Below are 14657 nucleotides of genomic sequence, written 5' to 3'. Positions count from 1 at the left end.
CAGCTCGCCCTTCTCCACCGCCTGCCCCACCGCGCGCGCCAGCTCCACCGTGTCCACGCCGTCGTGCAGGTAGAAGCTCGCGTCCTCGGAGATGAGCACCGCGTCCACCGCGGGCTTGGACACCGCCGACAACGGCACCCACTGCTGCCTCCGGCGCGGCTTGCGTCCGGCCTCGCGCGCCTCGGTCGCCCGCTGCTCGATGAGCGCGGTCGTCTTCGGGTTCTCCTTCGCCAGGGAGTCCGCGTCCGGCAGTCCGGCGAAGGTGAGCGCCGCGGTTCCCAGGCCCAGCACCAACACGCCCACGAGTATCCAGCGCGCCCAGCGCCTCTTTCGCGTCGGCGCGGGCTGCACCTCCGGCGGTGCCGGCGGGATGGGGCCGGAGGGTTCGGGGCTCGGGGACTCGGATGGACCTTCAACGGTGGACATCTTCCGGCCGTGTCTAGCGCCGCGCCGTCCGGGCGTCATCCTTCACGGTGAGCTTCGCGGAGGCCAGGCGCGGCTGCTCGGGCGAACGCCAGCGCTCGTCCACCGACGCGAAGCCCGCCACCAGCTCCCCCGCCAGGTAGCCGCGCGTCTTCTTCCCCTGGCGGCGCAGCCAGTCGTTGATGACGTGTCCCTTCGCGTCCTTGCGCGCCTCCGGCTGCGCGAGGTTGAAGCGCGAGCGCTTCACCAGCCCGCCGGACTTGTGCACGAACGTCACCGTGCCGTCCGTCCCCACCCGCTCCACGATGCCGATGTGCGTGAGACCGTCGTTGATGAGGCCGTCGCGGTTGCGGTCGAACGTGTTCTTGAAGAAAACCAGCGCGCCCGGCTTCGGCGTCTCCGTCAGCATCCCCAGCGCGCGCGCCTTGCGGTGGATGGCCGTGACGCCGTTCTCCTCCGGCAGCACGTCGTCCGGCAGCAAATCCAACCGCCGCTGCTGGAACGCCAGCCGCGTCATGCCCGAGCAGTCATCGCTCACCGTCGAGCTCATCTTCGCCAGCGTCGTCATCCCCACCCAGGACTTCGCCCGCCACAGCGCCCGGTCCGACAACTCGACCACCGGCCGCGCCTTCTTCGTCGCCGTGACCTTGTTCGCCGCCTGAGCCGCCCCGCCCCACACCAGCGCGCTCACCAACGCGCCCACGCACACGCCTCGTCCCATGCGCACGCGACAGAGCAACCGCCGTGCCCGGTCTTCGCGGCATTGCGCGTGTCCACCTCACGACGGAGCACGCCCACCTGTCGGCATGCGCTGGGCAAGGAAGTTCCCACCCATGGCAACCGCGCGCCCTGAATCCCTCAGGGCGCGACGCTGTTCGAGCCGCGTCCGGTCGCGCCCGCGGGCGGATGCACTTCACCCGACGCGGGGTTGTTCCACCGGCGACCGGGCGGCGGCATCCGCTTCTGTTCCTCGCGGAACAGCGTGCGCAGGTGCTCGTCATGGAGGACAGGCGCCGGACGGGGCCGGGGCTCGGTGATGATCCCTGGGGACGGACGCGGCGACGTGGGGCCCAATCCACTGTTCCCGCAGACCACGCCCACGCATCCGGGGCTGATGTACTCGCCGGGCGTGCTCGGGACCGCCCCGGGCCGCTCGATTTCCCAGGTCCGCGTGGGCCTGGGCTGCATCAGTCTCGGAGGGTTGGCGGGCGAAAACTCCACCGGCGGCGGGCTCTTCTCCCGGGCCTCCAGCGCGACCATCAGCGGCAGCGCCAGCCCCAGCACCGCGAACTGCCCCAGGGCGCCGGGCATCCGCGAACCGGTCGTGGGCAGCACCTGGGTGCGCAGGCTCGACAGGATGAACGCACCACCAATGGCCGTGCACAGCGCGAGCGCCCCCCACGTCATGGCCTGCGCCGTGATGACAATGGAGGACAGGCGCCAGGTCGCGCCCACGTCCACCGCCGCGCTCCAGGCATTGGCCTTCCAGTCCGCCGCCGGCCCGGCCATGCCGTAGCCCACCGCGCACGCCGCCACCCACACGGCGGCGCCATGCACCTCGCGGCGCAGGAGCCACCCCTGCGTGAGGCCCACCGCCACGCCCATCCCGATGGACGCCGTCCCGGGCGACAGTCCCAGCGCCACGGCCAGGGCCCGCGAGCCCACCAGGCCCACCGCCACCGCCATCGCCGTCAACCCCGCCCAGCCAGCCACCTGGAGCCCCGCCCGGCGCAGCGCGAAAGCCTGCGCGTTCCCGAGCATTGCCCCCGCGACCGCGAAGACGCCCAGCTCCGCGAGCCGGTGCACCACGCCCTGCTCGACCGAGGACAGCCGCCAGATGGCCGCCGAGCCCAGCACCGTCTCCAGCAGGCGGGCCCAGTCGTCCGCCTGCGCCCACGGGACGAGCAGCCCCAGCACGGTGACCACGGAGATGAGGAGGACGTGGACGAGACGAGAGCCCATGGCCCGGCAGTCTGCGCGAGTCCCCCGCTCCAATGCCATGCACCGAGGCACCTTCCTGCCCGCCGGCCAACGGAGGTGTCGCCCGGTGGAGGTGGATGTACGGCGCGACAGGACCTCACGGGTTAGACTGAACCCCGGTGCGTTTCGCCTACTACCAGCGCCTGTCGCCCGCCGAGCAGCGCATCTACCGGCGGAGCGACGCCGCCACGGAGGTGCCCCTGCGGACGCCCGCGACGCTGCGGCCCCGGGTGGAGTCGGTGCGCCAGGCGCTGCTCCAGGAGGACCGGGCGGTAATCCAGGCCGCGACGCAGTCCCTGGCCCGCGCGTTGACCGAGCGGCTGGAGGTGGCCGGGGTGGAGGTGGAGGTGTTGGAGACGCGGCCCTCGAATGACGAGGGCGAGCTGCACGGGCTCTACACGTGGGCGCCCGGGCAGCGGCCCCGCATCCAGGTGTGGATGCGCACCGCGAAGCGCGGCCGGGTCGTGGCCTTCCGCACGTACCTCCGCACCTTCCTGCACGAGCTCTGTCACCACCTGGACTTCCTCTGGCTGGAGCTCGGCGCCTCCTTCCACACGGAGGGCTTCTTCCAGCGCGAGTCGAGCCTCTTCGGGCAGCTGGTGCCCCCGTCAGCGGGGTTGGAACGCCGTGAAGCGGCGGACACTGGGAAATGGAGCACGAGCACAAGGCGCGGCCGGCGCTAGATTGCCGCCCCTATGGCGCATCCCACCGACGACAAGAACTTCCGCCTGCCCACCACCCTCCGCCCGCGCCGCTATCAAGCGACGGTGACCCTGGACCTGGAGGGGCGCACCTTCACGGGTGAGCAGCACGTGGAGCTGGAGCTGTCCCAGCCCACGACGGAGATCATCCTCCACGCCAACGCACTGGAGCTGGGCGAGGTCACCTTCCGCGCCGGCAACGACGTGCGCAAGCCCGCGTCCAAGCGCGTGGCCCCGGTGAGCGAGACGGTGGTGCTCACGTTCGATGCGCCCCTGCCCGCGGGCAGCGCCACGCTGGACGTACTGTGGACGGGGCACTTCAGCGACGGCCTGCGCGGCCTGTACGCGGCGGGCAAGGTGGCCGCGACGCAGTTCGAGGCCGCGGACGCGCGCCGGCTGTTCCCCTGCTTCGACGAGCCGGCCTTCAAGGCGCGCTGGGCGCTCACCGTGCGCGTGCCGGAGGGCCACGCGGTGCTGGGCAACGGCCGCGTGGTGAAGGACGAGAAGGACGGGGCGCTGCGCAAGGTGACGTTCGAGGAGACGGAGCTGCTCAGCTCGTACCTCATCGCGCTGGTGGTGGGCCCGCTGGTGGGCACGCCGGAGGAGAAGGCGGAGGGCATCCCGGTGCGCACGTGGGCGCTGCCGGAGAAGGCGCACCTGGCGAAGTTCGGGCAGGACGCGGCGCTGCAAGTGCTGCCCCGGCTGCAGGACTACTTCGGGCTGCCGTATGCCTTTGGCAAGGTGGACCAGGTGGGCATCCCGGACTTCGAGGCGGGCGCGATGGAGAACGCCGGCCTCATCACCTACCGGGAGGTGGCGCTGCTGTTGGACCCGGCCACCGCTCCGCTGTCCGTGCAGAAGCGCGTGGCGGAGGTGGTGACGCACGAGCTGGCGCACCAGTGGTTCGGCAACTGGGTGACGATGGTGTGGTGGGACGACCTCTGGCTCAACGAGGCGTTCGCGACGTGGATGGCTTTCAAGATTGTCGACCAGTGGCGGCCGGACTGGCGCATGTGGCTGGACTTCGACGCGCACCGGGCGAGCGCGCTGGCGCTGGACGCGCTCAAGTCCACGCACCCCATCCACGGTGAGGTGCGCAACGCGGGCGAGGCCGGTGAGAGCTTCGACGCGATTACGTACGAGAAGGGCGGCGCGGTGCTGCGGATGATTGAAGGGTTCCTGGGAGAGGGGCCCTTCCGCGAAGGCATCCGGCTGTACATGCGCAAGCACGCGCGCGCGAACGCGGTGAAGGAAGACCTGTGGAACGCGCTGGGTGAGGCCGCGAAGCAGCCGGTGAACGAGCTGGCGACGAAGTGGATTGGCCAGAGCGGCTTCCCGCTGGTGTCGGTGAAGGTGGAGGGGCGGAAGGTGACGCTGTCGCAGCAGCGCCTCTATTCGGAGCCGGGGGTGAAGAGCTCGGAGACGTGGCCGGTGCCCATGGTGCTGCGCTTCGAGGACGCAAGCGGCGTGAAGGAGCAGCGAGTGCTCTTCCGCGACGCGGAGACGACGGTGACGCTGGAGGGCGGCTCGGGCGACGTGAAGTGGCTGTGCGCCAACGGCGGCTCCACGGGCTTCTACCGGGTGGCGTACGAGAAGCCGGCGCTGGACGCGCTGGCGGCGAACATGGGGACGCTGGCGCCGTCGGAGCGCATCTCGTTGCTGGCGGACATGTGGGCGCTGGTGCGCTCGGCGCAGGCGCCGGTGGCGGACCTGCTGGACCTGGCGGCGCGCTTCGGGGACGAGGAGGACGAGGCGGTGCTGGACGAGCTCGTCGGGCGGCTCGGGTACATCGAGAACCGGCTGACGGAGGGTGAGGACCAGGAGCGCTTCCGCCGGTGGGTGGAGCAGCTGTTGGGCGGCGGCCTGAAGAAGCTGGGCTGGCAGGCGGCGCAGGGCGAGCCGGACCGGGTGCGGCTGCGCCGCGCGGCGCTGGTGCGCGCGGTGGGCGGCCTGGCGCGCAGTCCGCAGGTGCTGGCGGAGGCACGTCCGCTGGTGGCGCGGATGCTCCAGGGAGACAAGACCGCGCTGGACGCGAACCTGCTGGACACGGCGGTGGGCATGGTGGCGCGCGCGGGCGACGCGGCGCTGTTCGATGATTTGTCGCAGCGGATGCCGAAGGAGCCGGACCCGGCGACGCAGCGGCGCTACCTGATGGCGCTCACGTCCTTCGAGGACGCGAAGCTGACGGAGCGCGCGCAGGCGCTGTTGTTCACGGAGACGGTGAAGACGCAGGACGTGGCGAGCTTCGCGACAGGCCTGTTGGGCAACCGCACCGGGCGCGACGCGTGGTGGGCGCAGCTGCAGAAGCACTGGAAGGACCTGGTGGGGCGCACGGGAGCGGCGCCCATGCTGCTGCGCCGGGTGGTGGAAGGCCTGGGCCTGCTGCGCACGCGCGAGCAACTGGAGCAGATGAAGGCGCTGCTCCAGGCGAACCCGATTCCGGAGGCACAGCAGGCCACGGCGCAGACCCTGGAGCGGCTGACCCAGGACGTGGCCCTGCGCGAGCGCGTGACCCCGGAGGTGTCCGCGTGGCTGAAGCGCCGGCCGTAAGCCCCTGAAGGACTGTCCCGGCCGCGCATCTGGAAGTTGCGCGGCCGGGGGGTTCTGGGGATGGTTCGAGATGCCTCGGGGCTCACCCGGGGCGCACTGCACGGCGCCTGGCCGTGCGCCAGGACACTGCTGCCATGCCGCCCCCTTCCGCTCCCCTCCTCCCCTCCTTCCGCATCCAGGGGTTCCGAGCGTTCAGGGACCTGGAGATTCCGCGCCTGGGCCGCGTCAATCTGATCGTCGGCAAGAACAACGTGGGGAAGACCACGGTTCTGGAAGCGCTCAAGGTCTATGCGGCAGGTTCAGATGCGGCATGGGAGCTCAAGGAACTTCTTGAGTTCCGGCAAGAGGTCCATCGACATGCACCGCGAGACGACAAGGCACAACGCATCAACATCATGCGTGCCTTCTTCCAGCCTTCCGAGCAGCCTGCACTGACATCTTTTTACCTGAGCACCCGCGATCTCGACCCGAAGCTTTCCGTCCGGCTGGGCAGAAGCCCCCTCATGCAGGGAGCGAAAGGCTCCCGAGCATCTGAGACGTCCTTCATCGCGGCGGATGAAAAGCCCTCATCCCCTCAGGATGAACTGGAGGAGGAAGTACTTCAGGTCCGGATCACTACTGGCTCCTATCGGTACCATCGCGTTATCGACCTAAGCGATCTTCGGACATCAAGCGTGGCTGGCGGCTCGGTCGAAAGCCGACTCAATGCCAAAAACTCTTTTGCCTGCCAGTACCTGCCAGCAAGAGGCATCAAACCGCTTGATATCGGGCCATTGTGGGACAGCATTGTCCTTACCAATGGCGAACAATCAGCGCTCCAAGCCCTGCGGATCATCGCTCCGGACATCGAGCGTGTTTCTCTTGTCGAAGGCGCCTTGTACCAGGGCACTCGATATGCGCTTGTCGCCAGAAGAGGCCACACATCTCCCGAGCCGCTACAAAGCATGGGCGATGGGATGAACCGGATCTTCGAACTCGCTCTGGGCTTGGTGAATTCCAAGCACGGAATCTTCCTGATTGATGAGGTTGAGAGCGGCGTCCATTACGCGGCTCAGGAACAGCTCTGGCGGTTCATCTTCGAAGCCTCCAGTCAGCTCGGCGTACAGGTCTTCGCCACCACGCATAGCTGGGACTGCATCACTGCTTTCCAGAAGGCAGCGTCCGCCCATCCTGCGGACGGGATGCTCATCAGCCTCGCTCAATCAGCTGGCGACATCAAAGCCACCGTCTTCAACGAGGGCGACCTGGAGATCATCACCCGGGAATCCATCGAGGTCCGCTGATGCCGCCCAAGCCAGAGCGGATACTCTTGGTGGAAGGCGCGGAAGACCGCGAAGTCGTCTACCACCTCTGCAACCACCACAAGCTCGACAACAAGCAACTCTTCGTTGTTGAAGCCAAGGACGGGTACGAGCGGCTGCGCGATGACTTGAAGGTCCGGCCACGTGTGCCTGGGGTGAAGACCATCGGCGTCGTTGTCGACGCGGATGAAGACCTCCCCCAACGCTGGCAATCCCTCCGCGATGTGCTGGAGCACTCTGGCTACACCCAGCTACCCAGGCAGACCGAAGCAGCAGGCATCATCATTCCCGCCCAAGGCACGCTGCCGCGCATCGGCATCTGGATGATGCCGGACAACCAACTCACGGGAATCATGGAGGACTTCCTCCAGCAGCTCGTCACGCAGGGCGACCCACTCCTTCCCGCGGCCTTCACGGCCCTGGACACCCTCCCCGAGCGCCGCTTCAAGCCCACCTACCGGTCCAAGGCCGCCATCCACACCTGGCTCGCCTGGCAGCAGGAACCCGGCACGCCGCTCGGCCAGGCCGTGTCCAAGCACTACCTCCAAGCCGACCACGAGCTCGCCCAGCGCTTCGTGGCCTGGATGCGACGGCTGTTCATCCCCGCTCCCGAAGCCCCAGCCCCATGAAGACCACGCTCACGCCCGAAGCCTCCGCCGCCTCCCGTGAAGCCCTGCGCCGCGCCAACGTGGCGTTCACCCACGTGTATCCGGGCGAGTCCTCCCGGCGCCAACCCGTGCACACCGTGTACGGCGGCGCCCACCTCTTCCGCGCTGGCACCGCGCGAAAGATGGGGGACCTGGCGCTCGCGGCGCTGCGCGACTACGCCGCCGATGGCTCCCAGCTCGCCCATGGCCTGGGCCTGCCCCAGCGCGGCGGCTTCGCCCAGCGCGTCCATGACCGCGTCGTGGACAAGCTCCAGCGTGAACCCGTGGAGGACTTCCGCATCGACTTCGAGGACGGCTATGGCCACCGCCCCGACTCGGAGGAGGACGCCCACGCCGTCACCGCCGCCACGGAGGTGGCCCTGGGCCTGGAGCAGGGCTCGCTCCCTCCGTTCATCGGCATCCGCGTGAAGTCCTTCACGGAAGAGCTCTACGCCCGCGCCTCGCGCACCCTGGACCTCTTCGTTACCACGCTGCTGGAGCAATCCGGTGGCAGGTTGCCTCAGTCCTTCGTTGTCACCCTGCCCAAGGTCACCGTGCCTGAACAGGTGACCGCCCTGGCGAAGCTGCTGTCGGAGCTGGAGTCCGCCCACCGCCTGTCCCCCGGCGCGCTCTCCCTGGAGCTGATGGTGGAGACGCCCCAGGCACTCTTCGACGCGCGCGGCCGGCCGCACCTGCGCTCGCTCGTGGAGGCCGGCGAGGGCCGCTGCTCCCACGTGCACCTGGGCGTCTACGACTACACCGCCGCCCTGGATGTCAGCGCGCACATGCAGCACATGCTCCACCCCGCTTGCGATTACCTGCGCGACACCGTGCAGGTGCTCCTCGCGGGCAGCGGCGTGCGCCTGTCCGACGGCGCCACCAACGTCATGCCCGTGGGCCCCCACCGCAAGCAGGGTGACACCCCGCTCCTCCCCATGCAGCGGCGCGAGAACACCGACGCCGTGCACCGCGCGTGGCAGGTGGCGTACCGGCACACGCGCCACTCGCTGGAGCGCGGCTACTACCAGGGCTGGGACCTGCACCCCGCACAGCTCCCCGTGCGCTACGCCGCCGTCTACGCCTTCTTCCAGGAGGGCCTGGAGCCAGCGTCCCAGCGCCTCAAGGCCTTCGTGGACAAGGCCGCCCAGGCCACCCTGCTGGGCGACGTGTTCGACGACGCCGCCACCGGCCAGGGCCTGCTCAACTTCTTCCTGCGCGGGCTCGCCTGCGGCGCCCTCACGGAAGAGGAGGCCCGCGCCACCGGCCTCTCGCTGGAGGAGCTGCGCAGCCGCTCCTTCCGCGCCATCGTGCAGGGCCGCGCGTCACGCTGAGGCGGGCGGCTCCGTGGGGGGCACCGCGCTCCGGGGCCCCAGCCACTCGCGCGCGACGGCCACGTCCACCGCGAGGATGCCCAGCAGGAACAGCCACGGCCCCGGCTTCGACGCCAGGCCCGTCAGCGCCCAGACGGTGATGAGCCCCGCGAGCACCGCCGGCACCACCGAAGGCAGTGCCTCCCGCGCGCGCCGCACCGACCCCAGCACGCCCAGCGCCAAGAGCCCCAGCACCACGCCCGTCGCGCCCAGCCGGCCGCGCCCCGTCCCCGCGCCCTGACCCGACGGGAGCACCAGCGTGTTGAACTTCCACGTGTCGTTGTCCTGGATGTCCCAGGCGAAGTTGTTGTCGATGGTGATGTTGCGTTCGCGCTGCAGGTGGGCCGTGGGCACCAGCGACCACGCCGAGCTCCACGGCAGGAGCAGCCCCACCGCGCACGCCGCCACGCCCGCGAACACCCACCGCTTCAGCCGCACGTCCGCCGGCCGATTCGTGAGCGACGGCTCCGCCAGCGACGACGCCTTGAACGCCCGCCACTGCACGGAGCCCAGCACCACCGCCGCCAGCACCCACAACAGCGGCGCCACGCCCAACCCCAGTGACAGGAACGCCTGCGTCACGGTGAGCGCGGTGAACATGGGCAGGAACGCCGGATGCGCGGCCCACTTCACCACCGGCACCAGCGCGTCCGGCAGCTTCCGGCCCGCGGCCACCCACTCGCGCGCGCCCAGCATGCCGGCGCCCACCAGCATCAACACCGACCAGGGCAGCCCCAGCCCGCCGCCAATGAAGGGCAGCACCGGAGCCACCACCGCCGCCGCCACCAGTCCGGAACCGAGCAGCGGCAGCGAGCCTCCGGGCAGCCGCTCGCGCAGCCTCGGGTCGTCCAGTACGTCCTGCACCGCGCGGCCCGCCGAGTCCGCCGCGCGCTGCGCCTGGTCCGCCACCTCGTCCATCACCGGCGACCTGGGCGCGTTCACGTCCCCGCCACAGTGGGGACACGTCCGCGACGACTGGCCTTCAGGGAGCGGCTGACCACAATGCGGGCAGGACATGGGGTGGAGTCCTCCTCAGGCGAAAAAGGCGCGGAAAGAGCCTACACCGCGCCCCGTACTGCATCCTGCATGAACGCGCACGGAGCCCTCAGGGCTTCGCACCCTTCGCATGCACGGCCGCTTCCAGGCGGGACAGGCTGCGCTGGAGCTCGGCCATCTGGGCCTTGAGCGTGTCCACCTCCGCGCTCTTCGCGTGCAGCTCCTCCGTGCGGCGCGCCAGCGCCTGGATGGCCACCATGTTCACGCCGTCGATGTCCAGGAGGCCAATGCTCTTGTCATCCGTCCCCAGGCCGAACGCCGCGCGGAAGTCCTGCGCCACCGGGCCCAGGTGCCGCACGCCACCGGCCTCCGCGCTGTAGCGCCAGCTCTCCACCGGCATCGCCGCCACCTTCGCCAGCACGGCCTCCGCGTCCACGCGGCGGAAGTCCTCCTTCGTGGTCCGGTCCGACGTGCAGCTGAACACGCCCGAGCCCGCCGGCAGGTCACACCCGGTGGTGAGCGTGCTGTTCGTGCGCAGCCGCACGCCTCCCGACGCGCGCACCATGAACTGGTTGCTCGCGGTGTTCGTCGCCACGTTGGAGCTGGTGGATTGGTCCGCCCAGATGAAGGATCCGGTGAAGCCGCCGGAGCTCGCGCGCTGCCCCAGTGCCGTGGAGTAGTCCGCGTTGGCGCTGGTGCGGTAGCCCAACGCGACGGAGCCCTGCCCCGTGGCCTGGTTGGTGTAACCCACCGCCACGGAGGCGAAGCCGCTCGCGATGTTGGAAGCGCCGGCGGAGAAGGACGCGGTCCCGCTCGCTGTGTTGGCGGAGCCCATGCACACCGCGACCGTGCCGGACGCAATGCACTGGTCGCCGAACGCGAAGGAGCCGTAGGCACTGGCCGTCGTGTTGCTACCGCTCGCGAAGGACACGACCCCGATGTTGGCTTCGTCCCACTCCGTCGCAACCGCATGCCCTGCGCGGAAGGCTGCCTTGTTCGGGTACCACATCATCCGGTCGCCCTTGCCCGACATGGGAAGCGCGCCAAAGCCCTGCGCGCCCTGGGCCAGCAGTCCGCCCGCGGAGTCCACCGCGAACACGCCCTGACGCTCCCAGGTGGGTTCCCCCGTCCCGGACACGGTGTTGCTCACGGACAAGAGCGGCACGGGCGTCTTCGCGGAAGCGGACGCGTCCAGCACCACGTCCGCGTTCGCCGTCAGCCGGCCCCGCACCTGCCCCGTGCCCGCCACCGCGAACGACGCGTCCTGCGGCGCCGTCCCGTTGCGGATGCCCTGGCCCGCGGCGGACAGTCGTGGATCATTCCCCTCCACCGCCGTGCCCGGCCCGTCGCCGTAGACGACGCGCACCGCGTCGCCCTCCAGCGTCAGCCCCGTGCCAATCTCCCGCTGCTGCCCGGGCGCCGGGTCGGAGCCACATGCGCTGGTGACCAGACCCACGACACAACCCAACGCGACGCCAGCTCCTCGGACAGACGACATGCGGTGCTCTCCCGGTGAAGGCGGCTCACACTGGCAAAGCACCGGGTCCAAGACAACCCGGGACGTCCCCGCGAATCAGGCCGTCCCGGAGAGCTGCGTCTACCAGAGCATGTCCTGGTCCTCGGTGACGCCGGGGACGTTGGACAGCTTGAGCTCCTGGCCACCCACGCGCAGGGTGCCCTCGAAGAAGCCCACGGGCTGGGCGAAGTGGCTCACCACGAGCCGCAGGTTGCGCTCCTCGCGGTGCACGTAGATGGGCTTGAAGCGCAGGTCCACCGCGCCGTCCGCCGTCGTCAGGCGCCACGGGTCGAGCAGTTCCTTCGCGTCGTACTCGAAGTGCGCGCGGCCCACCGGGTAGAGCCGGTCGCCCAGCCAGACGGCGTTCTCGTTGGCCTCGGTGGCGCCCTCGTTGAAGCCCTCCACCAGGTTGAGGCCCACGGGCGTGCCATCCGGCAGCCGTCCGGCCGCGAAGGCCCAGCGCCAGGCGGTGTGCCGCGCCAGGTAGCCCTGCGTGTAGTCCATGCCGCCCACGCCGCCATCCAACCGGAAGCGCCGGCCCCCCGCCTCCAGGCTCCCGAAGGCCAGGAGGCCACTGCGCTTCTGCGTGACGTTGACCAGCCCGTCGCCCTGCACCGGCGCGATGACGGTGAGGGCCGGCGGACCGCCCGCGACCAGCAGCTCGCCGTTCCACTGGAACGACTGGAGCGACTGCGTGCGCATGCGGCTGACGTCCACCTCCACCTGGTAGCGCTCGTCGGACTCGCCGCGCTTCACGGACATGCGCCCGCCCAGCGTGCGGAAGGCCGCCACGAGCCCCGCGCCCGGCTTGTCACTCACCTCCGCGAGCGGCCCGGGCACGCCCAGGAAGCTCACGTCACAGAGGGGCTTCTTCTCCTGGAGGTCCACCGCCACCGCGAAGGCGTTGGCCGTGTAGCCCAGGTCCACCACCGCGAAGAGGGCCGCCACCTCCTGCGTGGCGACGAAGGTGTAGTGCCAGCGCTTGCGCTTGAGCAGCCGCGTCGCGCGCCCCGGAGCCCACTTCCCCAACAGCCGGGGCAGGTCCACCTCCGGCAGCTCTCCCTGATACGTCCCGAACCGCGGTTCCCCTTCCGTGGAGGCCACCGAATTCGGGGCGAAGGGCAGCAAGGCTTCTCGTTCACGCTCAAGCGTCATCGCGAAACATTGGACGGCACTTCGCCGCCCCTGTCACGTGAACACAGCGCCCAAGCGGCGCCCCGAAGACATTCGCCCCCCGGCTCGGTCGGCCCGAGCCTGCCCGCTAGCTCCTGCCGAAGATGATGCGCTCCTGGGTCAACAGACGCGTGGTGAAGCGCAGCGCCACCAGGGACACCACCACACAGGACAGAAGCGCGAGCAGGAAGGGCACCGGCCCCAGCGTCTCGCCGCGCATCACCTCGCCCGCGAGCATCTCCTGCCCCAGCACCGGCACCGCGAACATCCACGTCTGCGTCTGGATGGGGGACAGGGCCAGCATCATCCCGGGCAGCGTGGGCAGCACCATCAGGAGCGACAGGTACGTCTGCGCCTCCTTGAACGACCGTGCATAGGTGGACACCCACATCTGCACGGCGGACGCGGCCAGCACCAGCGGCATCACCGCTGCCAGCATGCCCAGCGCGGCCGGCGCGTCGAAGCGGGCACGCACGCCCAGGTCCTCCAGCGGCACGCGCTTCACCACCAGGAAGTAACCCACCAGACACAAGAGCACGCCCGTGCCCGCCATGGCACAGGTGGCCAGCCACTTGCCCGCCACCACCGCGCCGCGAGGAGCCGGGTTGAGCAACAGGGGCTCCAGCGAACCGCGCTCGCGCTCGCCCGCCATGGTGTCGCTGGCCAGCTGCATGCCGCCCGCGAACGCCGCCATCACCAGGAACAGCGGGATGGTGGTGAGCACCGTGGCCGCGGTGCGCTCGGGCGTGGACAAATCCAGCTCGTCCACGCGCACGGGCACCGCCAGCTCTGGCGACACGCCGCGCGCGAACAAGCGCTGGCTGCCGGTCTGCTGCGAATACACCGCCAACATCCGCTGCGCACGCTGCACGGACTGGCGGGCCTTGTTGCGCGAGCTGTCCACCACCAGCCGCACCGCGGCGGTGTGCCCGTCCGCGAAGTCCTTCGAGTAGTCGTCCGTCACCACCAGCACCAGGTCCAGCTTCCCGGCCTGCACCAGCGACTCGTAGTCCCGAGGGGCCTCCGACAGCTTCGCGCCGTAGCGCTCCAGGAAGGCCATCAGGCTGGGCGCGTGCTCGCGGCCCACCACCGGCATCTCCAGCGGCCGGTCCTGCCGGTACCAGGAGGCCATCACGTTGAACATCACCAGGAACACCAGCGGACCCAACAGCGGCCACATCAGCGCGGTGCCCAGCGTGCGCTTGTCCCGCAGGTGGTCCAGCACTTCCTTGCGCAGCACCGTCCCGATGAGGCCCTTCATTCGCGCAACCCCTGCTCGCTGCCAATCACGCTCACGAAGGCTTCCTCCAGGCTGTCCTTGCCGGTGCTCGCACGCAGCGCGTCCGCCGTGCCGTCCGCCACCACGCGCCCGCGCGCCACCACCACGATGCGGTCACACAGCGCGGCCACCTCCTGCATCACGTGGCTGGAGAACACCACGCAGCAGCCCTGCGCCTTCAGCTTGCGCAAGAGCGTGCGCACGGAGCGCGTGGCCATCACGTCCAGGCCGTTGGTGGGCTCGTCCAGCAGCACGTTGCGAGGCCCGTGCACCAGCGCGCGCGCCAGCGCCACCTTCACGCGCTCGCCCTGGCTGAAGCCCTCCGTGCGCCGGTCCGCGATGTCCTTCATGTCCAGCAGCTCCACCAGCTCCTCCACGCGCGCGTCCAGCGCGGCGCCGGACAGGCCGTGCAGCTCGCCGAAGTACCGCGCGTGCTCGCGCGCGGTGAGGCGCGGGTAGAGGCCTCGCGCGTCGGGCAGCACACCCAGCGCGCGCCGGGCCACCTCCGGCTGCTTCGCCACGTCCACGCCGTCCACGGTGGCGGTGCCGCCATCCGGGCGCACCAGCGTGTAGAGCATGCGCATCGTGGTCGTCTTGCCCGCGCCGTTGGGGCCCAGCAGGCCCGTGATGACGCCGTCCTCCGCGGTGAAGGTCACGTCGTGCACGGCCGTCACGGAGCCGAAGCGCTTGTGCAGGTTCCTGGCTTCAATCATGGGCGCTT

13 protein-coding genes are annotated in these 14657 nt (G+C 70.2%); 5 read left to right on the top strand and 8 right to left on the bottom strand.

Translation table 11 applies throughout. The annotated features are described in order from the left end of the window. From D7V77_RS23330 to D7V77_RS23315, 3 genes are all read right to left on the bottom strand, one after another. Nucleotides 1–426: transglycosylase domain-containing protein (locus D7V77_RS23330; protein ID WP_233597182.1), on the bottom strand; the 426-nt coding region annotated here is incomplete at its 3' end. A 13-nt stretch (nucleotides 427–439) separates the two neighbouring features. Then, a complete protein-coding gene (locus tag D7V77_RS23325) occupies nucleotides 440–1150 on the bottom strand; it encodes a CHAP domain-containing protein (protein WP_158624469.1) in 711 nt (236 codons plus the stop codon). Nucleotides 1151–1281: 131 nt separating this feature from the next. Then, nucleotides 1282–2385: a hypothetical protein gene (locus tag D7V77_RS23315; protein WP_120578499.1), complete on the bottom strand. Its 1104-nt coding sequence runs from the start codon at nucleotides 2383–2385 to the stop codon at nucleotides 1282–1284. A 137-nt stretch (nucleotides 2386–2522) separates the two neighbouring features. On the opposite strand from D7V77_RS23315, the gene D7V77_RS23310 reads away from it, so the two are divergent. From D7V77_RS23310 to D7V77_RS23290, 5 genes are all read left to right on the top strand, one after another. Continuing rightward, nucleotides 2523–3086, top strand: a complete 564-nt coding sequence (locus D7V77_RS23310; protein WP_120578498.1) for a hypothetical protein — start codon at nucleotides 2523–2525, stop codon at nucleotides 3084–3086. A 12-nt stretch (nucleotides 3087–3098) separates the two neighbouring features. Then, nucleotides 3099–5654: a M1 family metallopeptidase gene (locus D7V77_RS23305; protein ID WP_120578497.1), complete on the top strand. Its 2556-nt coding sequence runs from the start codon at nucleotides 3099–3101 to the stop codon at nucleotides 5652–5654. A gap of 134 nt (nucleotides 5655–5788) precedes the next feature. Next, nucleotides 5789–6937: an ATP/GTP-binding protein gene (locus D7V77_RS23300; protein WP_120578496.1), complete on the top strand. Its 1149-nt coding sequence runs from the start codon at nucleotides 5789–5791 to the stop codon at nucleotides 6935–6937. Continuing rightward, nucleotides 6937–7584: a DUF3226 domain-containing protein gene (locus tag D7V77_RS23295; RefSeq protein WP_120578495.1), complete on the top strand. Its 648-nt coding sequence runs from the start codon at nucleotides 6937–6939 to the stop codon at nucleotides 7582–7584. The genes D7V77_RS23300 and D7V77_RS23295 overlap by 1 nt, the downstream gene beginning before the upstream one ends. Next, the gene (locus D7V77_RS23290; RefSeq protein WP_120578494.1) at nucleotides 7581–8933 is read left to right on the top strand and encodes a phosphoenolpyruvate kinase; all 1353 of its coding nucleotides are present in this window, start codon (nucleotides 7581–7583) and stop codon (nucleotides 8931–8933) included. Before D7V77_RS23295 ends, D7V77_RS23290 begins: the two co-directional genes overlap by 4 nt. Here D7V77_RS23290 and D7V77_RS23285 read toward each other — a convergent pair. From D7V77_RS23285 to D7V77_RS23265, 5 genes are all read right to left on the bottom strand, one after another. Beyond that, entirely contained in the window at nucleotides 8925–9914 is a 990-nt protein-coding gene (locus D7V77_RS23285; protein WP_147452134.1) for a hypothetical protein, read from the bottom strand. The two genes, D7V77_RS23290 and D7V77_RS23285, sit on opposite strands and share 9 nt — an antisense overlap. Nucleotides 9915–10077: 163 nt before the next feature. Beyond that, nucleotides 10078–11466: a tail fiber domain-containing protein gene (locus D7V77_RS23280; RefSeq protein ID WP_120578492.1), complete on the bottom strand. Its 1389-nt coding sequence runs from the start codon at nucleotides 11464–11466 to the stop codon at nucleotides 10078–10080. 99 nt (nucleotides 11467–11565) lie between these two features. Continuing rightward, on the bottom strand, nucleotides 11566–12639 hold the full coding sequence (locus D7V77_RS23275; protein ID WP_120578491.1) for a DUF2804 domain-containing protein: 1074 nt from the start codon (nucleotides 12637–12639) through the stop codon (nucleotides 11566–11568). A 106-nt stretch (nucleotides 12640–12745) separates the two neighbouring features. Next, the gene (locus tag D7V77_RS23270; protein WP_120578490.1) at nucleotides 12746–13918 is read right to left on the bottom strand and encodes an ABC transporter permease; all 1173 of its coding nucleotides are present in this window, start codon (nucleotides 13916–13918) and stop codon (nucleotides 12746–12748) included. Beyond that, a complete protein-coding gene (locus tag D7V77_RS23265) occupies nucleotides 13915–14649 on the bottom strand; it encodes an ATP-binding cassette domain-containing protein (protein WP_120578489.1) in 735 nt (244 codons plus the stop codon). Before D7V77_RS23265 ends, D7V77_RS23270 begins: the two co-directional genes overlap by 4 nt. Nucleotides 14650–14657: the final 8 nt, after the last annotated feature.

Origin of the sequence: Corallococcus sp. CA041A (assembly GCF_003612075.1) — a bacterium.
Lineage (GTDB): Bacteria > Myxococcota > Myxococcia > Myxococcales > Myxococcaceae > Corallococcus > Corallococcus exiguus.
This window is presented reverse-complemented; position numbering and strand designations above follow the sequence as displayed.